Genomic DNA, 18749 nt, shown 5'->3' with positions numbered 1-18749 from the left:
AGCCCGCGCAGGCACGAAGGACTCCAGGGACGCCCCCTCCCAGCGCTTTGCGCATGCGGAGCTTCAGGGATGGTAGGGATGCGCTGTGCGCGTCCGTGATTTCGGGTCTGCCGCATCGCGGGCGCTCAAAAAGGTTCGCCGTCCTTGGCGCCGTCAACAGCAGGCCTTTCCCCCGACGGCATGAGATTCCCTTGATTTGCAAAGACACCGTCTAGTCCGGTTCAAAGAAACCGCTGCAAAAGTGGCAGCAAGTTCTCCACCGTCTGCTCGGGCCACAATTTGCGGTCGGTCATCAAGGCAGAATCCAGCGCACGATGCTCAGGCCAGTTCGGTTCCGTGGGAATGTTCGGAATGACGTGAGCGAGGATGGCCTTGGAAGCAGCGACGTTCGCATGCAGATGTCCAATAACAGACTCGGCGGTGACAGCCTCCTCCTCGACTTTCCAGCAGTCGTAATCCGTGATCATCGCCAGAGTGGCGAGCGCGATCTCCGCTTCACGCGCCAGTTTCGCCTCCGGCAGGTTCGTCATGCCAATCACATCGAAACCCAGCTGCCGGTGCGCATTCGATTCGGCGCGGGTGGAGAAAGCAGGGCCATCCATGCACACGTAGGTACCGCCATTGTGAACCTTCCGCCCCTGTGCCACGCAGGTCTCATGCAGCAGCGCGCGCAGGCCGTCAGAAATCGGATCGCCAAACGCCACATGCGCCACGATCCCCTTGCCGAAAAAAGTGTGCTGATCGCGGCGGCTGGTTCGATCAAAAAACTGATCCGGCAGGACAATGTCGCGGGGATGGTACTGCTCCTGCAGGCTGCCCACGGCGGTCACGGCGATGATCCAGCGCACGTTCAGGCTGCGCAGCGCCCAAATATTGGCGCGGTGGTTCAGCTCCGTGGGCAGGATGCGGTGCCCCTTGGCGTGGCGGGGCAGAAAATACACCCGGCGCCCGGCCAGTGTGCCGGTCACCAGCACATCCGAGGGGGGGCCAAACGGCGTCTCCACGCGGATCTCCTCACGATTTTCAAAGCCTTCAAGGTCGTACAGGCCGGATCCGCCGATGATACCGATGGCTGGAGGAAGATTTTGACTCATGCAGTCAGGGTAGAAGGCACAAAGTCTGCTTCAACTGACAACATCGTGACGCTTGAAAATGTCTCTCGCCTGAAGGATGAACAAAAACACCGAAAGTCGCGTCTTAACAGTATCGTTATTTCCCTATCCACCGCCATGAATGCCATGCGCCGTCTCCTGCTGCTTCTCCCCGCCTTTTCCTTCGTTTCCTGCTCTGTGCCGGACATGTTTGCCTCTTCGACTCCGCACAAAATCAAGCTCAAGGACGGGCGTGAGGTGCCTTGCGAGGGAGCACCCCAGTATCAGGAAAAGACCGGCTACTACCGCTACCGCACGCCGGACAAGCGTGACGCTGTGATCCGTGCGGATGATGTCGCCACTATTGTGGAGAAGCGGGCGTGAGCGGGCCTTCGCTCGTGCTCGCCTCCGCCTCACCGCGCCGGCTGGAGCTGCTGCGCCAGGCAGGCTTCGAATTTGAAATCGTTTTGTCGCAGGTCGAAGAGGCCCATGATGCCTCTCTGACACCCGAACAGCTCACCTTGGAAAACGCCCGGCGCAAAGCGCTGGCAGTCAGCCTCACCCGGCCCGCAGCTCTCGTCATCGGTGCCGACACCTTGGTGTATGTCGATGGCGACCCACTGGCCAAACCCGCAGACCTGGAGGAGGCGCTCTGCATGGTCCGCCGCCTCTCGGATCGCACCCATGAGGTCTGCACCGGAGTGGCGTTTGCCCGCGATGGCACCGTGGTCCGTGAATTGCATGTCATCACCCATGTCACCTTCAAGCCGCTGACGGACGATCTGATCCGCGCCTATCACGCGAGGGTAACCCCTCTCGACAAAGCAGGAGCCTACGGCATTCAGGAATGCACCGACATGCTTCTCGAACGCATGACAGGATCATTCACCAACGTCGTCGGCCTGCCGGTTGAGGAAGTGACCTCAGCTCTGCGTGATCTGCAGCGCTGAGCCTACTTCATTTTGAAGTACTCTTCACCCTTCATGACCATGCCATCTTCTCTGACCACAGTGAACGAACCGTTGTTGCGCTTGGCCATCGCATCGATCTCAAACGCAGCGTCCACCTGGGCCATCACGCTGGTGTGAATCACACTCATGGGCAGCTTGCGTTTGTTTTCAGCCGTCACGATGTCGATCCATCCCTGTTCATCAGAGTGATTGCCATCGGTCATGAAGAAAATGACATCGGGCTTCGGGTTCGCACTCAATGCCATCAACAATCCAGATCCCCAATTGGTGTATATTCGGGAAGTATTCGACCGTTGAATGACCTCAACACTGTCCTGAAGGGTAAACTGAGTTGCTTGGATGTACTTGAAGACGGGGATTTTCGCCTGCTTATAATTGTCCGGCGTGATTTCCCAGTAGCACTTCGCAAGCCCCTCCTCATCAGTGGTGCCCACTTGGTTGTGCGGCCAGGCGAAGTCGGAGAAGTAGAGCACTTGGTAGGCAGTTCCAAAGGGGATACGCTTCACTGCCTTGATCAGCTCCTTCTTCAGCAGATCAAAGCGGGTCGTTCTCGGGCCGTCAACTTTCAAAGGCTGCGACATGGAACTGGAAAAATCCACCACAAAAACCACGCGCCTCCCAAAGGCGGTCTGACCCAAGAAGTTGAATTTGCCGCCAGTCCCGACACCGGCCCCAAAACCGCCACCCGCACCTCCCAGGCCCATCGGCTGGCTCAACCCCATGCTGGGCGCCTTGCTCAGGTCCATGCGATTGTTGATCTTCGAAAAATCGATCACTTCCATGGCCGGCATCTCCGGCAGCACAATGTTGGAAGACAAGGTCTGCACCGTGATCTTCCGCATCTTCGGCTTCTCCTTCAGCCAGGGATTCTTTTTGGTCTGAATCTTGTGCGTCAGTTCTGCGGCGGCCGCCTGCGACTGCGCCGAACTGCCCCCGGGCAAGAAGTCCACCTGCCGGTCCATCACCTGGCTCACGCCCACAAAAGTGGCTGTCAACAGCAGGAACAGATGCACGCCAAAGCTCATGCCCAGCGTGCGCAGGCCGATCTTGTCCGCCAGTTTTTGCCAGCGCTGCTTTTTAGCCTGCTCCGGATCCAAGGGTTCCTCGGGCGGCGGTTTGGGGGCAATGAACGGCTTCGGCTCTTTGCCAGCCCTGGGTTCCTCTTTCCCCTTTGTTTTGTCTGACGACTCGTCCTCACTGCGCGGCAGTTCACTGCCTGAAACGACCTTGGATGGTTTCTCCTCAGCCGCCGCCTGTGGCGCATGAGAAACGTCATCTACCAGCTTGGGAAGCTCCATTGCTTGCTTCAGCGGCTGAACTGCCGCTGCAGGAGATTCCAGTTCCTTGTGTCGATCCTCGATGAATTCTTCGTCTTCTGCCGATGAATGCTCAGCGTGCAGCTCCATCTCGCTCACGGGCGTCTCAGACATCGCTTCCTGAACAAAAACCGGCGGCTCAGGTGAAACTGCCACCTCCTCATACACCGGCTCCTCCGCAGCCATCGGCTCAGCCACCTCTTCATGAATAGTCTCCGTGCTCTCCGGCTGAGGCGGATGCTTCGCTGCATGCCCCGGCTTCACGGCCTCTTCATCCGTCGAATCGACGGTCGGCAGGAAACTGAAATCGTCGAAGGAGTGCCTGGACATGGCGGCCGGATTCTGGCGGGTAATCCGCCACCGTTCAAGGAAGTTCCTTCATCCTCAGCAAACCATGGATTCCCGTGGACCCCACCACAGTCCTCCGTCTTGTACTCCCGAATAACATGTCAGCAGCTCTTCTGAGTACGTAGTTCGGGCTTTAGCCCGTTCCGGAAGCCCCGCATCGCCCCAAACTTATAACCAGCCAGCGCATGTATTGTAGTCCCGGCTTTAGCCGGAATCTGGAAACGTAGTTCGTGCAAACAGCTCCCGAATAAACTCCCCTGTTACTCTCCGTTCCACAATCCAACTGCCTTGATTTCAGGTGCTCCGCAGCTAGACCTGTCCTCCGAAGCTTTAGCGAAGGGAAACGAGCGAACTCGTATCAGGCCAGTTCCGCCCAAGTCCCCCGCGTCACTCCCAGCTGGCTCTGCGCTTTCAAATCACGCCAGATTTCATCGCCACCACGCTGACCACTCATCAGCTCCTGATAAGTCCGCAATACGATCATCGCCTCGTCAGCATTCTCTTCCAAAAGTTCCACACGGAAGCAGCGCAGCCCGTGCTCCCGCAGTTCGTCAAAAAACTGCGCGCCGGTTTGCGCCACCGCATTGAACAGCGTGTTGCGGCAGCCAACGTCGGCCTTGAGCGGATGCTGCATGCCCACACGATCCTTCAAATGCACACGATGTTTGTCACAAGGACGTCCGCAATTGGTGAAGTCGGTGCCCTTGCTCAGGAACGCGGCAAACACGCAGTGCTCCATGTGAAACATCGGCATGTGCTGGTGCAGCGTCAGCTCAAACCATGACGGCGGTGCCGCAGCCAGCAGATCGACGACCTGTTCAATGTTGAGGTCGTAGCTGATCGTGAGCCGCTCCAGCCCGGACTTCTTCAAAATCTCCGCCGTCAGCGGATTCGCAACGTTGAGCGAAAAGTCTCCCGTCATCGGGATGCCCGCATCCTTGAAAAACGACATCGCCCCCAGATTCCGAATCAGCACCCCATGCGGCTCTGCCCGCTGGATGAGCTTGAAGAAACCCGCTTCACCCGATTTCTGAATGCGCGGCGTCGCCAGCCAGACCTGCGCCGTGTCGCTGCGCTCCTTGATCTGCTTCACCAAATCCGCGTACAGCCGGATGTCTTCAAAATCCAGATACAGCCTCGGCACCCCCAGCACCAACGCCGCATCGATATGCGCCTGCGTGCGGCACAAGGCGTGCAACTGGAGCGGCTGAGAGTCATCGGCGATTCCCCGTGATGGCATCAACGATTCAAGCGTCTCGGTGATCTGCGCGACAGGTGCCGCTGACGAAACACCTTCGCTCCATGCCGCAATCAAATCACGTCGCATGCGGTTCAGTTCGCTGATCGGCAGCATCACCTCGCCCACCACATCAAACTGCACCTCGCCCAGTTCAAACTCCGTGCCACCGAGGCGGTTGAACTGCTCAATGAAGGCCCCCGGCGTGAGCGGTCGCTTCATCGCCGCCTGCAGCGCCATCGTCGAAGTCACCACATTGGTGCCCGATTGCACCCTCAGCGGCTCACCCACGCGGCCCGTCACATGCAGATCCAGTTTGCGCTGCTTGCGGATGGGGATGTCACCTTCAAACGACTGCCGCAGCGCACGATTGAGCGCAGGGTCGCTCGTCTTAAACACACGCATCCCCAGCTGCACATCCTGCATGCGCAGATGCCCGTGGCGGAAGCTCAGCGCACTGCCGCGCATTTCATACACGCTGCCGCCCTGCTCGTAGTTGGTGTCAGACAAGTTTTCAAACACCACACCATCCCCCGGTTTCATGGCGATGTGCAGCTCATCCAGCTCCAGCGTGTCATCATCAATGATCCGCGTCACCTGCCCGACAAATGGACCGCGCTTCTTGCCGTAGTAGGCACCTACCAGCTCCTGATGATTCACACCATGCATCCAGCCCGGATACAGGCCGCGTGAGAATGTCATTTCCAGCGCGTAGCGGTCCGCCTCACTTGCCGGAGCCGGCTGATTCGCCAGCGCACGGTCAATCGCCTTGCGATACACCTGCGTCACACCCGCCACATACTCCGGTGTCTTGAGGCGGCCTTCGATTTTAAAACTGCGAATGCCCAGTTCAATCAGCCGCGGAATTTCATCCACCGCCGCGAGATCCTGCGGCGAGAGCAGGTAACGTTTGTCGCCAAGGTCACGCGGCTCGCCATCCACGATCATTTCATACGGCATGCGGCAGGCCTGCGCGCACTCGCCACGGTTCGCACTGCGCCGCCCCAGCGATTCGCTGGTCAGACACTGACCCGAATAGGCCACGCACAACGCCCCATGCACAAACACCTCCAGCGGCACCGCCGCCGCTTTGAAACGCTCCAGCTCGCGCATGGAAAGCTCCCGCGCCAGCACCGCCTGATCAATGTTCAGCTGCTTCGCAAACTCCAGCCCTTCCGGTGAAGTGATCGTCATCTGCGTGCTCGCATGCAGCCGCAGCTTCGGCGTCAGCGCCTTCACCATCCGCGCCAAGCCCAGATCCTGCACGATCACCGCATCCACCCCGCTGTCTTCCAGCAGGTGCAGCTGCTTCTCCGCATCCGGCAGTTCCTTCGTAAAGATCAGCGTGTTGAAGGCCACATACCCCTTCACCCCATGGTCATGCAGAAACTTCATCAGCTCCGGCAGATCTTCCTCCACAAAATTGTCCGCCCTCAGCCGCGCATTGAACCTCGGCATGCCAAAAAAGATCGCATCCGCCCCGTTCGCCACCGCCGCACGGGCACAGTCCCAGTTACCAGCAGGAGAGAGAAGTTCAGGCTTGGGGAGTGGGGAGGAATAAGTCACGGCAGGGGGGAAAGAGATTACCCCGATTTCCGCATCTTGCAGCCTTTATGCTTCAGCATTTGCCCCCCCTAGGTCTGCGCCGGCGCACCACACCCAGCCCCAGTCCCAACATCAGCAGCATGGCGCGTCCAGGTTCTGGCACCACGTAGATGATGCCATCCGTCAAAAACTGGTCCGTATTCCAAAACCAGCCATTGGCAAGCATGGTGGCGCTGATCTCCAGGCTCAAGTCTCCTCCTGTAGCCGCCGCGTTGAATCCTCCGGCCACGATGGCGGCCGAACCTCCATTCACCGTCCCCCAGTCGATCAGATTGTAGACATCGCCAAAGCCGGGGCTGTAACCGCTGCCAAGCTCCACCTTGATCGTGCTTCCCGCCGCAAGGGTGAACGTGCCCTGGACCACGAGTGCATCATGATTGCCAAAGCTGCCGTTGAGCAGGCCTGCTGTCTGAATGCCATCCGTAGGAGTCGCCTCATTGCCCGTGGCTCCCGCGAGGGTAAAAAGCGCGCGTGGTGCCGCAGCGCTGCCGCCCCCGGTCAGCGTGAGGCTGCCAGTGCTGACATCCGTAAAGGTCAGTTTGCCAATGCCTGCACCGCCATTATCCCCCGCACTCAGCAGTCCATTGACGACCGTGGCCCCCTGCACAACACCCGATCCCGAAAGAGTGGCACCACTGCTGACAACCACCGCACCCGTACCGCTTTGTCCCGCACCCGCCTGTCCCACCTGCAGATTCCCTGCGGCCACCTGCGTCGTTCCCACATACGTATTGTCACCCGTCAGCGTGAATCTGCCCGTTCCCTGTTTCATCAGTCCACCGGCACCTGCCATGGTGCCTGAGTAAGTGCTGTCACCAGTGCTGCCCGTCGTCAGCCGCGTGCCCGGAGTGCCCACGGTATCCGCAGCGGCAATGGTGCCCAGGTTGACGGTGCCACCTCCCGAAAGAGACAGGATCGTCTGCGAAAAATCCGCGAGACCATTCGTCAGCGCCAGCATGGCGGTGGCATCATTGGCGATGGTCACCGCAGAGTTGGCGGACAGCGTGTTGACCCCACCGGCCATGAGGATGCCCTTGTTGATCGTCGTCGCGCCGCTGTAGGTGTTCGCCCCCGTGAATGTCTGCGTTCCTTCACCGATCTTGGTCAGCGCCATGATGCCCGTGCCGGTGTCTTTGATCGAACCGCCGAAGAAGGTCGTGGCGGCTGCGGTGTCGGTGACGAGTGTGCTGGCGTTGTTGTCGCCGATGGTGAGGGTGGAGGTGCTGTTGGCTTTGCCGTTGGTGATGGCCGTGTTGGCGTGCGTTCCGTAGGAGATCAGAGAATTGATGGTCTCGTTGAAGCCGTTGAGGTCAAGAGTGACGGGAGTGGTGCTGCTGCTTCCGCTCAAAATCACGTTGCCTTTGCCCAGGCCATTGGGAATGACCTCCGAAGCTCCAAGGCGGATGGTGACGTTGGCGCTGTTGAAGGCGGTTGGAGTGGCGGCGAAGTTGGTGTTGATGGAAAAGTTGCCGGTGAAGTCGTTGGCGGTGCTGTTGAGCTGAATAATGTTGGTGCCACCCGCGCCGCCAGAGAGATCGAGGGCATAATCACCAGTTATTTTCCCAGCAAAGGTGGTGACGGAGCTGGCGTTCACGGCACCGAGACGGGTGTCTCCCGTGAGGTTGATCTGGCCGGTGAGAGTTTGCCCTCCGCTGAAACGTATCGCGCCGGGGATGCCGCCTTCACCGTACCCGGTGCCTGCGAGGTTGAATGTCTGGGCGTAGGTGCCTCCGGCATTAAGCCAGAGCTGGCCACCAGCAGTGACAGTGACGGCACCGCTGCCCAGACCGCCGACGTTGTCGAAACGGTTGCGCCCCTGGGTGATCACGGTGCCACCAGTGTGGGTGTTGACCCCGCTGAAGACGACTTGATTGCCGGAGCCGGTACGAATGAGCGTCACGGCACCCGTACCGTTGTCCGTGATGGAAGAACGAATGAGAATTTCGCCAGTGCCGGAATTATTGATGATGACTTCGCCAGCCGTGTTGTCGGCTCCGCCGGCAGTGATCGCGCCAACGTTGTTGGCAGATCCAATGGTAAGCGTCGGAACGCCCGAGGTGACTTGGCTGCCTTGGTTCCAGATGGAGCCGGTGGCACCCAGCCGGAGGGTCTCGCCTGCGGCAATGTCAACAAGACGGTTGATGGCGGCGTTGCCGTTGCCTGCATCGTTGCGCACCATGAGGGTGTTGAGGTTCGTGATGCCCGCCCCGGTGGTGATTGTGGCGCTGCTGTCGCTGATCAGCAAATTGGAGGTCGCGGAACTCACGATGTCTCCGCCAGCATAGGTGCTGTATTGCGTGGTGGCGGCGACGACATTGCCAAGCGCCGTTCCTGCGGTGCTTTTGACGGCCCAGTCATTGCCCAGCAGAGCCCATCCGCCCAGGATGCCGCTGGCATCATTGGCTGTCGTGATGACGATGCCATTGGTGCTGCTCTGCGTGCCCGCAGCAGAAGTGAACTCCAAAACACTGCCACGATCACGCGTGATGTTGCCGAGCTTCACAACAGTGTCAGCATTGGCGGTCCCTTGCGTGACAGTGACGTAGCTGCGACCGGCCAGAAGGTAGGTGTTGTTGAAAGTTTGAGAGACGGCTTCGGTCCCCGTGGTGGTGTTGCGACCGGCGACCGTGAGCTTGCCACCCCCGAGAACCAGCCGGCTGGAGGCGCTGATGATATCCGCAATGGGGGCGGTGATGGTGTAAGTATAAGTGTTCGTACCCGAGGTAGCAGAAGAAATGGCGGTGGAGTTGAAGTCGAGCTTGATTCCGCCCGCGTTGGCCTGGGTGACAGAGCCGCTGGTGGGATTGTGTGAACCGCCGAGGATGGTGGTGTCCCCGGTGTAGGTATTGGAGGTGCTGGAGACGTAGGTGGCGGTGACAGCGCCAGTGGCAGTGGTCGTGCGAGTGACGGTGATTTGTTCGCCACTAAGAGTGAGGGTGCCGGTGCCAATCTTGGTGAGACCACCACTGCCGCTGAGAGCTCCACGGTAGGTGGTGGTGCTGTCGTTGTTGCCGGTCTGCAGGATGATGGCTCCACCTCCTGCATCCTGAAGCGTGAGGTTGCTGGTGCCCTGAAGGCCGCCGGTGATGAAGGTGCCAATGCCGTTGGCAAAACTGATGTTCTTGGTGTTCACGTCGAAATTGACGAGATTGATCGTGGCATTCTGAGCCGCACGGGCGTGTCCGAGAAGAAAACCACCGGTCGTGGTGTTGATGTTGTTTGAGGTGAGTGTGCCAGTGAAGGTGTTGGCATTGCTGAGACTGACGAAGCCTGCACCGCCGTTGACTTGCAGTGTGCCGGCACCGGCAATAATGCCGGAGAAGGTGGTGTTCACGCCGCCCTGGGCAAGGTTGAGCGAGGCATTGCGCATGAGGATGAGACCGCCGCCCTCGATGGTGCCAAACTGGTCGTTAGCTTTGGTGTTGAGGACACCGCCGGTGTTGACAGTGATTTTGGCGGCGTCGCTGATGCTGTTAGGGTTAGTATTCCAGAGGAAGGTGCCCCCGCTGTTGATGACAATGCCTGAGGTGGTCAGTTGGTTGGCACTGCCCCCTGTGCCTTTGAGCTCAAAGGTGCCTGCATTGATGGTGATGGGCGCTCCGCCGAGATTGAAGAAGCCGCCGTTGCCGGAGGTGCCGAAATCGAGAGTGATTTTGCCGAGACCGTTTTTGGTCAGCCCGGTGGAATTCATGCGGGCGGTGATGGTGGCGTCCATGTTCTGGACGTTCACGACGGGCGCAGTGCCGGTAAGCGTGAGGATTTCAACCGAGGTGAAGTTGTTCGGAGACGAAACAAAAGCAGTGCCAGGAGCGATCGTGACGTGACCTTCCTGAAAATTGAGACTGCTGGCAGACTGTCCCGGAGAGAGCGTCACCGTGTAAGTGCCCGTGCCGTCAATGCCTGCGGCAAAGACCACATCGCTGCCGGTCGCATACGCTCCGGTGCTGCTCTGCCCCCGCGCATCCGTGCTCCAAAAACTGTCCACGCCCCACGTTCCTCCTGCATTGCCAGAGTACACGCTCGCGCCATTAGTATCCCAGTACAGGGTTGCCGCATGTGCATGGGAAAGGACCAGGATAGAAAACGAGAGCACGGCGTAGCGCAGGCCTCGTGTGAAGAACACAGACATGGTTGGATTGGGGGCTGTTTTTTACGCTCGCGCAGACACGCGAAAAGGGGGGCAGAACGAATAGCCTCTCCCACCAGCCGGACCAGCCAATTCTGATCCGAAAAACCCTCAGAATACGCGGAATTGTCGCGGCAAATGCCACGCATAAACCGCCAGCATCTTTATCCTTTCGAAGTGCCCGCCATCGCACAAACCCCATGCGTCAGCATGAGGTCAATCTCCGACTATCCTCCCCTAAATGGTCGCGCCATGACGTCGTTGACGGGATTAACGAAATTTCAGTCTCATAACAAGCTGACTCTGCAACCACCCCAGGCACTCGCAGAAGCGGTTTTTAAACCATCCAAAGCACATCGGACGCTGAGCCTCCTTTCAGAATAAAAATCCTGAAATTCTGCCATCTTGTCAATCCTGTCTAAAAAGGGGCACCAAATCACCCAACAATAATCCCCTTCGCCTTGCGCTCTTTCTCGCGCTCCAGCAGCGGGATCTTCTCACCGGTTTCAAGCACCTGCACTCCCAGATCACCGATCTTGGAGAAGGTCAGACCATTCAACGCAGTAACCTCAGTGCTAAGACGCTTGAAGACATCCTCCACAGTATGGATGCCGTTCGAGCCACCACAGGCGACGATGAGATCGCGCAGGATTTCCCAGGTGTCATGAGCGTTGCCAGGAACTTTGACCGCCTTGTTCAGGCGCTGCAAACGACCCGTCACATTGATCATGCTGCCGCGTTTTTCCGCATAGGCAGTACCAGGAAGCACCACGTCACTGAGTTCCGCACTCGCATTGGCCAAGATGTGCAGCGAAGCGATGAACGGCACCTTCTCCAAGTCACGCTGGTTGAATCCCACCTTCAGCAGGTTCTCACCCAGAGCGAGCACCACACGCAGGCGGCCACGGCTCATGAGTTCGGTGATCTCGGCCAGTTTGGCACCAGGCTCAATGCCCAGAATCAGCTTCGCACCATTCGTGTTCGGATTGAGGTCGTCAGCACGGAGGTAGTTGTCCGCACCGCCAGTGCGCGGGATGACATCCACATTCGTGGTGCCGAGCTGCGCAGCCAGATGCTTCACAAAGAAGAGCTCTTCATTCGTCATGCGGGCGCTGGCGATGATGGCGATCTCCTCGCCCTTCTTGCCGGCAAGAGCGGTGGCGATGTTGCTCAGAGCCGTCTTCCATGTGGCGATCTGATGTTTGCCTCCCGACTTGATCATCGGATCGGTCAGGCGGAACTCGCTGTTCACGAAGTGGAAGTCGAGACGGCCGCTGTCGCACATCCAAGTGGAGTTGACGTCGTTGTTGTCACGCGGAGTCTGGCGGTAGATCGTGTCCCCACGGGCGCTGATCTCCATGTTGCACCCACGGCCACAGCCCGTGCAGATGCTGTTCGTCTCGTTCAGGAACCAGACGCGCTGCTGGAAGCGGAAATCATTCGAGGTCAGAGCGCCCACCGGACAGATGTCCACTGTGTTGAGCGAGTAGTTGTGCTCCAGGCGTTTGCCAGGATGCACCGCCAGCGTGGTGAAGCTGCCACGCTCGGTGAAGCCAAGCACAGGCTCATCGGCGATCTCGGCAGTGAAACGGATGCAGCGGCTGCACATGATGCAGCGCTCATCATCAAGACGCACGCGCGGGCCGATGTCGACGTTCTTCGGCTTCTTGACCTTGTCCTCACGGAAGCGGCTTTCGCCCTTGCCGTGCTCCACGCTGAACTCCTGCAGGCGGCACTCGCCGGCCTGGTCGCAGATCGGGCAGTCGAGCGGATGATTGATCAGAAGGAACTCCATCACGCCTTTGCGGCACTCCTGCGTGAGGACGGACTCCGTGCGGATGCCCATGCCTTCCGCGACGGTGTTGGCGCAGGCGATCACTGGGCGCGGCATCCAGCCGATCTTCGGCATGCCATGCTCGTCTTTCTCAGGCTCCGTGCCCGGGGCCGGACGCGGCGGCATACCCATCTCCACCAAACACATGCGGCAGTTGCCGGGGGAGGAGAGTTTCGGGTGGTAGCAGTAGTGGGGAACTTCCTTCTTGGCCTGCTTGCACGCCTCAATCATGCGCGTGCCTTTGGGGAACTTGTGCCAGACACCATCGATCTGTACATTCACGAGATCGACAGGCGGTGGAGCGGCAACGGGGGCGGGAGCTTCGGCGGGGGCAGGCATGAGCGAAGGGGAAAGGGGGCTAAGACCGATTATCGGAGCCGCTCGGAGAGGGGCAACCCGATTTTGTGAAAAGTTTCACAAGCGGCAGACCATGAGACTTTGCGAAGTCCCGCGCCACGTGCCATGAATGCCGCCCTCATGCCCATTCCGGTCATTCTGAACCCCGCCGCACGCAGCACGAAGGCTGCCTCTCTTGAGCATGCCCTGCGCAGGCTCTCCCCGGAGCCGGAGCTCCACCTGACCACCGGCCCTGCGGATGCAACGGCGATGGCAGAGCGCCTTGCCACCGAAGGTCACGAACTCATCGTGGCCGCTGGTGGCGACGGCACCATGAACGAGGTGCTGCAGGGCATCTGCCGGGCCAATGCACGCCGCAAACCCGGCGAAAAGCACACCTCCCTCGGCGTTTTGCCGCTGGGAACCATGAACGTCTTTTCCGTGGAACTGAAGCTGCCCGGTCGCGACATCGAAGGCTGCTGGCGGGAAATCACCAGCGGCCAGCGCCGCGAGGTCGATCTATGGATGGCCAATGACATGTACTTCGCCCAGCTCGCTGGGGTCGGTCTCGATGCCCAGATCGTCCAGGAAACCTCCTGGGAAGCGAAGAAAAAATACGGCCCGCTCAGCTACGTCATGAGTGCGGTGAACGTGCTGATGCGGACCCCGCCGGCACTCAGTGTGAAAATCGACGGCAAAGCGCCCATGGTCGGCACCGTGGTCCTGGTGGGCAATGGCAGGCACTACGGCGGGCCGTTCCCCCTGTTCCGCGATGCTTCCAACACCGACGGCAAACTCGATCTCCTCATCTTTCGCGGCCTCGGCGGGATGGAATTCATCCAGCTGCTGCGCGGCATGCTGTTAGACGGCTACCACGAGTGTGATGATCTGGACTACATCCAGACCAGCGAATTCACCGTGACGACGGACCGCGGCGAGGCCCCCGTGGAGCTGGACGGCGAGCTGGCGGACCTGACCGCCCCCGTGGTTTTTCGTCCCGCCCCGTTTCGCTTGAGCGTGAGCGCGGGCTGAAAGTCCTGGACTTGGGCTTGGAATACGAAGGCTTGTCTCCGGAAGACCAGCTTGCAGAGCCGCTCTTTTTGCCACGCCCAGCAGGCTTGTCTTCAGAAAAGCGGGCCGTAGGGCCACTCTTCTTGCCTCGGCTAGTTTTGTCTTCGGAAAAGCGAGCCGTAGGGCCGCTCTTCTTGCCACGGGTGGGCTTGAAACCACGCGGTTCGCGGGCCTCAGCTTCATGCACACGTGGCGTAGCTCGCTTGCGTGCTGCGGGGCGGTGATCTTCGATCCCGTCATCCTTTTCTTCACCAGGCTTGCTGCGTTCCAGCTTCGGCTTGGTCGGCTCTTCCTTGAAGAAGCGTTCGACCTCCGTCGGTGTGAGTTCTTTATAGGCGCCTCGGGCCAGACCGTGCAGTTTCAGCCAGCCGATGCGGATGCGGGTCAGGCGTGTGACCTCGTAGCCGAGGTAGTAGAGCATCATGCGGATCTGACGCTTGAGCCCCATCTTGAGAACGATGTGCGCCCGGTAGTCGCCGTCCATCCAGGTGCGTTCCGCACGGGCGAAACCTTCCTCGGTCATCATGCCCTTGACGAGCTTCGCCATCACGTCCGGATTGAGCGCCTGATCGACGACCACTTCGTATTCTTTTTCAGCACCCTGGCTCGGGTGAATGATCCGGTGGGAGAGATCTCCGCGATTCGTCAGGAGAATCAGGCCTTCGCTGTCTTTATCCAGACGGCCGACATGATGCAGATTCTGGTACTTCAGCGGCAGCAGATCGTAGATCGTCATGCGGTCCTGCTTGTCCCCACGGGAGCACAGGTAGCCTTTCGGCTTGTTCAAAACGAGAACGACAGGCGTCTCGGCACGCACCGGAGAACCATCGACGACCACCTTGTCCTCGGGCTGGACCTTCGTGGCAAGCTCGGTGATGACATGTCCGTTGATGGACACACGACCGCCGAGGATGATTTCCTCCGCGCCACGCCGTGAGGCAATGCCGCACTGGCTCAAATATCGGTTAAGGCGCACAGGAGGAAAGCCTTACTCGGGCTTGGTCTTCGGAAGGTTCGTCGGAAGACGTCCTTCTTTCCATTGGCCACGGGATTTGAGAAGCTTGACGCGCTCACCACGCTTCAAAACGCTGCGCTTGGTGCCGACGGAGCCGGAAGTCTTGAGGCTGCTATGCTGGGACATGATTCTAAAGGGTCTGGGGGTGAAAAAGGGCGCGAAGAATAGCAGCCCCCGACCGGGGTGCAAGGGGTTTGTACGCGCTGGGACGAACAGAGAGCCCCCCTACCCCAGCACCTTCTTCCGCACGATCTCCGTCACCATCTTCGGGTTCGCTTTGCCTTGGCTGGCCTTCATCGCCTGCCCCGTAAACCAGTTCATGGCCTTCTCGTTGCCGCCTTTGACTTCAGCCACCTTGTCAGGATTCGCCGCGAGGATCCGCTCCACAATGGCCTCCAGCGCACCCGTGTCGCTGACCTGCTCGAATCCCTTCGCCTTGATGATTTCCGCCGCAGGCTTGCCGGTTTCAAACATCTCCACAAAGACTTCCTTGCCCTGGTTGTTGGAGATTTTGCCGCCTTCAATGGTGGCCACCAATGAACTCAGCGCCTCCGGCTTCACCGGGCAGTCGGCAAGCGTGATCGAGCGGTCGTTCAGAGCACCCAGCAGATCATTGATCACCCAGTTGGCAATTTTCTTGGCCGGCACCTGCGTGTCGGCGGCCACAGCTGCCTCATACCAGAGAGCCAGCTCCTTTTCGCTCGCCAGCACGCTGGCATCATAGGCGCTGCAGCCATAGTCCTTCTCAAACCGAGCACGTTTTTCATGCGGCAGCTCAGGCACCTGCGACCGCATCTTGGCCACCAGATCCGCCGTGCGCACCGGCAGCAAATCGGGGTCGGGGAAGTAGCGATAATCATGCGCGTCTTCCTTCGAGCGCATGAGCGTGGTCTCCCCGCGGTCATCGTCCCAGCGCAGAGTGCTTTGCTCCAGCTTGCCACCCGCGTCCAAAATGTCGGCCTGACGCTCGGCCTCAAATTTGATCGCACGCCGGATGGCTGACATCGAGTTGATGTTCTTCAGCTCGATCTTGGTGCCCAGCTCCTTCTGGCCTTCGGGTCGCAGGGAGATGTTCACGTCACAGCGCATGTTGCCCTTCTCCATGTCTGCATCGCTCACGCCGCCGTAGATCAGGATCTGCCGCAGGCTCCCGAGGTAGGCCACCACCTCTTCCGCACTGTCGAGGTCCGGCTCGCTGACGATTTCCATCAGCGGCGTGCCTGCACGGTTGAAGTCGAGCGCGCTGAACTTGTCATAGTGCGTGGACTTGCCCACGTCCTCTTCCAAATGAATGCGCGTGAGCTTCACCACCTTCCCCGGATTGACGATGCTCTTCTGCGCATCCTTCGGATACGCATAATCATACAGCGGAACCCCACCGCCCAGGCAGAGCGGGAAGGGCATCTGCGTGATCTGGTAGTTCTTCGGCATGTCCGGGTAGAAGTAATTTTTGCGGTCCCAGTTCACCACCGGCGGCGTCTCGCAGCCCAGCATCAGTCCGGTAAGAATGGTCTTCTCAATCGCAGCCTGGTTCAGCACCGGCAGCGCTCCCGGCAGCCCCATGCAAGTCGGGCAGGTGTGCGTATTCGGCTCCGCACCATACTCGACCGGGCAGGCGCAGAACATCTTGCTGCGCGTCGTGAGCTGCGCGTGAACTTCAAGGCCGATGGTAAGAATGTATTTGGGCATGCGAAAAGGAAAAGGGCGAGTGCCGGAACATCAAAGCGAGAGCCACGCCCGGGGCAACGTGCCGTTGCCGGTTTTTTTGCTCGCCCCTCAGTACAACCTCACCGGCTGCGGCGGCGGTGGCTGCTTGTACACCACCGAGTCCATCGCCTGCTCCAATTGCATGCCTCCAAGAACAGGCTGCAAGTCCGGGTGGTTCGCCACTTTCTCGACCTGGGGCAGTTGCATCAGCCCCGCGAAGTCCTTGTTCTCGATGGCCTTCCGCACTTCCGAATCGTAGCCGAGCTTGGCGATCAGCGGATGGTTGAGCGCATTGGCCGTGGCTGGACTTTGTTCGGCCAGTCGCTGCCACATCGTCCCTTCAGGCCACAGAATCAGCAGTCGTGCCAGATTCGCGGTCGGCTTGATGTCATACGGATCCAGCTTCTTCACCAGCCCGCCAATGGGGCTGTTGTCGATCTTCTGGCTCAGGCTGTAAAAAATGGACTTCGCCTGGCTCTCGATCGAGCCACCTTTTTTGACGATCTCCGCCGCGTTCTCCATGCCATACAGACTCCCCACGATGCGCAGCGCCACGCTGCCCATCCACATCAGCGCGCCGGAAGGAAGGATGCTCACGATCAGTCCCTTCCACCCCGTCAGCCCTCCCAGCATTCGCATCAGGCCAAAGGCCGCCAGAAAATACTTCCCCACTTTGCACACGGCGAACATGATCCCCGCCGCAATCACTGACGCAACGAGCATCCGGTTCGTCGTTATCTGCATCCCCGCCGCGCCAAAAATCACCGTCCGATGCATGAAGACATACCACGCCGCCGCCGCGCACAGCGCCAGCGTTGCCACATTGATGATCTGCTGCACCACCCCCTTCGCAAACGCCAGCCCCGCCGCAAACGCGAAGAACCCCACAATCGCGATGGTGGCCCACATGGTGTGCGGCACCTTCTGGGCGTATTGAAGCACTTCACTGGGGTGAGGCATGGGCAGGAGAAAAGATTATTAGGACATCCTAACATCTTTCCCCTGCCTGTCTTGCGGGAAAATCACCTCAAATCAGATCCTGCATCGCCCGCAGCTTGGCATGCGCCGCGCCCCGCTCCAGCAGTTCCTCGGCCAGTGCTTTCCCCGCCGTCAGATCCGCCACCACGCCGGTGATCACAAAGCCCGCCGCAGCATTCAGCACCGCGATGTCACGCTTCGCTCCCTTGATCGTTCCTGCCAGCACGCCTTCCAGAATCGCCGCGTTCTCCGTGGCATCCCCTCCCACCAGATCTTCCAGCGCCGCTTGGCCAAAGCCCAGCTCCTTGGGGTCAATCCGCGTCTCGCTGAGTTTCCCTTCCGCGACCTGACACACTTCATTCACCCCCAGCGTCGAAAGTTCATCCATCCCCTGCCCATCCGCAGCGCTGCCATGCACCACCCAGGCTCCCTTGCGGCCCAGCTGCACCAAAATCTCGCCAAACGCCCGCGTCAGCTTCGGATCAAACACACCGATGAGTTGGTAGTCCGGCCGCCCCGGATTGAGCAGCGGCCCGAGCACATTGAAAATCGAACGCTGCCCCTCCGCCGCGAGCAGTTTCCGCGCCTCCGCCACCGCCTTGAATGTCGGGTGATACAGCGGCGCAAAAAAGAACCCCAGCCCGATGCTCTCGATGCCCGCCACGACTTTCTCCTTCGGCAAATCGATCTTGATGCCCAGCGCCTCCAGCACATCCGCACCGCCCGCCTTCGAGGTAATTCCCCGGTTGCCATGCTTCGTCACGCACACGCCACCGGCCGCCAGAATGAACATCGCCGTGCTCGACACATTGAACAAATGCAGCTGATCCCCGCCCGTGCCCACCACATCCAGCATCGGCCCCGGCAGCTTCGCACGGTCAATCCCCGGATCGACCGCCAGCTTCAAAAACTCCTTCACAAACATCGCGATCTCCGCCGGCGTCTCGCCCTTGTGGGCCAGCGCCCGCAGAAAATGGGCTTTGTCCGCCGCCGTCACCGCCGCATCGACCAGCTGCGCCGCCGCATCGGCAATTTGGTCTTCGGTGAGGTGCGCCCCGGTCATCAGGCCTGTAGTCAGTAATTCCATGATTTGATTTTGACCAAAGCGCAGTGT

Annotated in this window: 13 protein-coding genes; 3 read left to right on the top strand and 10 right to left on the bottom strand. The window is 59.6% G+C overall.

The window, feature by feature from the left end; all coding sequences use genetic code 11:
- Positions 1-221: 221 nt before the first annotated feature.
- Entirely contained in the window at positions 222-1094 is an 873-nt protein-coding gene (mtnP, locus tag AC24GY_RS07575) for an S-methyl-5'-thioadenosine phosphorylase (RefSeq protein WP_487681672.1), read from the bottom strand.
- 144 nt (positions 1095-1238) lie between these two features.
- Between mtnP and AC24GY_RS07570 the strand changes: the two genes are divergently transcribed.
- Positions 1239-1475 (top strand): YgdI/YgdR family lipoprotein, encoded by a 237-nt coding sequence (locus AC24GY_RS07570; protein ID WP_487681670.1) that lies wholly within the window; start codon positions 1239-1241, stop codon positions 1473-1475.
- A 14-nt stretch (positions 1476-1489) separates the two neighbouring features.
- Positions 1490-2041: a Maf family protein gene (locus AC24GY_RS07565; RefSeq protein WP_487681668.1), complete on the top strand. Its 552-nt coding sequence runs from the start codon at positions 1490-1492 to the stop codon at positions 2039-2041.
- A gap of 2 nt (positions 2042-2043) precedes the next feature.
- Here the strand turns inward: AC24GY_RS07565 and AC24GY_RS07560 are convergent, their stop codons facing one another.
- From AC24GY_RS07560 to AC24GY_RS07545, 4 genes are all read right to left on the bottom strand, one after another.
- Positions 2044-3708 carry a hypothetical protein gene (locus tag AC24GY_RS07560; protein WP_487681666.1) on the bottom strand — a complete coding sequence of 555 codons (1665 nt, stop codon included), beginning with the start codon at positions 3706-3708 and terminating at the stop codon, positions 2044-2046.
- Positions 3709-4084: 376 nt separating this feature from the next.
- Entirely contained in the window at positions 4085-6529 is a 2445-nt protein-coding gene (locus tag AC24GY_RS07555; RefSeq protein WP_487681664.1) for a U32 family peptidase, read from the bottom strand.
- 52 nt (positions 6530-6581) lie between these two features.
- The gene (locus AC24GY_RS07550; RefSeq protein WP_487681662.1) at positions 6582-10697 is read right to left on the bottom strand and encodes a beta strand repeat-containing protein; all 4116 of its coding nucleotides are present in this window, start codon (positions 10695-10697) and stop codon (positions 6582-6584) included.
- Positions 10698-11130: 433 nt separating this feature from the next.
- The gene (locus AC24GY_RS07545) at positions 11131-12867 is read right to left on the bottom strand and encodes an NADH-quinone oxidoreductase subunit G (protein WP_487681660.1); all 1737 of its coding nucleotides are present in this window, start codon (positions 12865-12867) and stop codon (positions 11131-11133) included.
- A gap of 123 nt (positions 12868-12990) precedes the next feature.
- On the opposite strand from AC24GY_RS07545, the gene AC24GY_RS07540 reads away from it, so the two are divergent.
- Positions 12991-13896: a diacylglycerol/lipid kinase family protein gene (locus AC24GY_RS07540; RefSeq protein ID WP_487681658.1), complete on the top strand. Its 906-nt coding sequence runs from the start codon at positions 12991-12993 to the stop codon at positions 13894-13896.
- Here the strand turns inward: AC24GY_RS07540 and AC24GY_RS07535 are convergent.
- The 5 genes from AC24GY_RS07535 to trpD all read right to left on the bottom strand — a co-directional run bounded on the left by AC24GY_RS07535 (position 13778) and on the right by trpD (position 18722).
- Positions 13778-14911: a pseudouridine synthase gene (locus AC24GY_RS07535; protein WP_487681656.1), complete on the bottom strand. Its 1134-nt coding sequence runs from the start codon at positions 14909-14911 to the stop codon at positions 13778-13780. The two genes, AC24GY_RS07540 and AC24GY_RS07535, sit on opposite strands and share 119 nt — an antisense overlap.
- 12 nt (positions 14912-14923) lie before the next feature.
- Positions 14924-15076, bottom strand: coding sequence for a small basic protein (locus AC24GY_RS07530; RefSeq protein WP_395732737.1), 153 nt, complete (start codon positions 15074-15076; stop codon positions 14924-14926).
- 99 nt (positions 15077-15175) lie between these two features.
- Positions 15176-16639 (bottom strand): Asp-tRNA(Asn)/Glu-tRNA(Gln) amidotransferase subunit GatB, encoded by a 1464-nt coding sequence (gene gatB, locus AC24GY_RS07525; protein WP_487681654.1) that lies wholly within the window; start codon positions 16637-16639, stop codon positions 15176-15178.
- A gap of 87 nt (positions 16640-16726) precedes the next feature.
- Complete coding sequence (locus tag AC24GY_RS07520) at positions 16727-17617, bottom strand: hypothetical protein (RefSeq protein ID WP_487681652.1); 891 nt, start codon at positions 17615-17617, stop codon at positions 16727-16729.
- Positions 17618-17684: 67 nt separating this feature from the next.
- Positions 17685-18722: an anthranilate phosphoribosyltransferase gene (trpD, locus tag AC24GY_RS07515; protein ID WP_487681650.1), complete on the bottom strand. Its 1038-nt coding sequence runs from the start codon at positions 18720-18722 to the stop codon at positions 17685-17687.
- Between the last annotated feature and the right edge of the window lie 27 nt (positions 18723-18749).

This window comes from Prosthecobacter sp. Pr1 (assembly GCF_057652315.1).
Note: the sequence above shows the minus strand (reverse complement) of the source record. Positions and strands in the feature narration are given on the sequence as shown.

What these genes read in the sequence shown, in the direction of transcription:
- mtnP (WP_487681672.1), bottom strand. Translation starts at nt 1,094, where the DNA reads ATGAGTCAAAATCTTCCTCCAGCCATCGGTATCATCGGCGGATCCGGC.
- AC24GY_RS07570 (WP_487681670.1), top strand. Translation starts at nt 1,239, where the DNA reads ATGCGCCGTCTCCTGCTGCTTCTCCCCGCCTTTTCCTTCGTTTCCTGC.
- AC24GY_RS07560 (WP_487681666.1), bottom strand. Translation starts at nt 3,708, where the DNA reads ATGTCCAGGCACTCCTTCGACGATTTCAGTTTCCTGCCGACCGTCGAT.
- AC24GY_RS07550 (WP_487681662.1), bottom strand. Translation starts at nt 10,697, where the DNA reads ATGTCTGTGTTCTTCACACGAGGCCTGCGCTACGCCGTGCTCTCGTTT.
- AC24GY_RS07545 (WP_487681660.1), bottom strand. Translation starts at nt 12,867, where the DNA reads ATGCCTGCCCCCGCCGAAGCTCCCGCCCCCGTTGCCGCTCCACCGCCT.
- AC24GY_RS07540 (WP_487681658.1), top strand. Translation starts at nt 12,991, where the DNA reads ATGAATGCCGCCCTCATGCCCATTCCGGTCATTCTGAACCCCGCCGCA.
- AC24GY_RS07530 (WP_395732737.1), bottom strand. Translation starts at nt 15,076, where the DNA reads ATGTCCCAGCATAGCAGCCTCAAGACTTCCGGCTCCGTCGGCACCAAG.
- gatB (WP_487681654.1), bottom strand. Translation starts at nt 16,639, where the DNA reads ATGCCCAAATACATTCTTACCATCGGCCTTGAAGTTCACGCGCAGCTC.
- AC24GY_RS07520 (WP_487681652.1), bottom strand. Translation starts at nt 17,617, where the DNA reads ATGCCTCACCCCAGTGAAGTGCTTCAATACGCCCAGAAGGTGCCGCAC.
- trpD (WP_487681650.1), bottom strand. Translation starts at nt 18,722, where the DNA reads ATGGAATTACTGACTACAGGCCTGATGACCGGGGCGCACCTCACCGAA.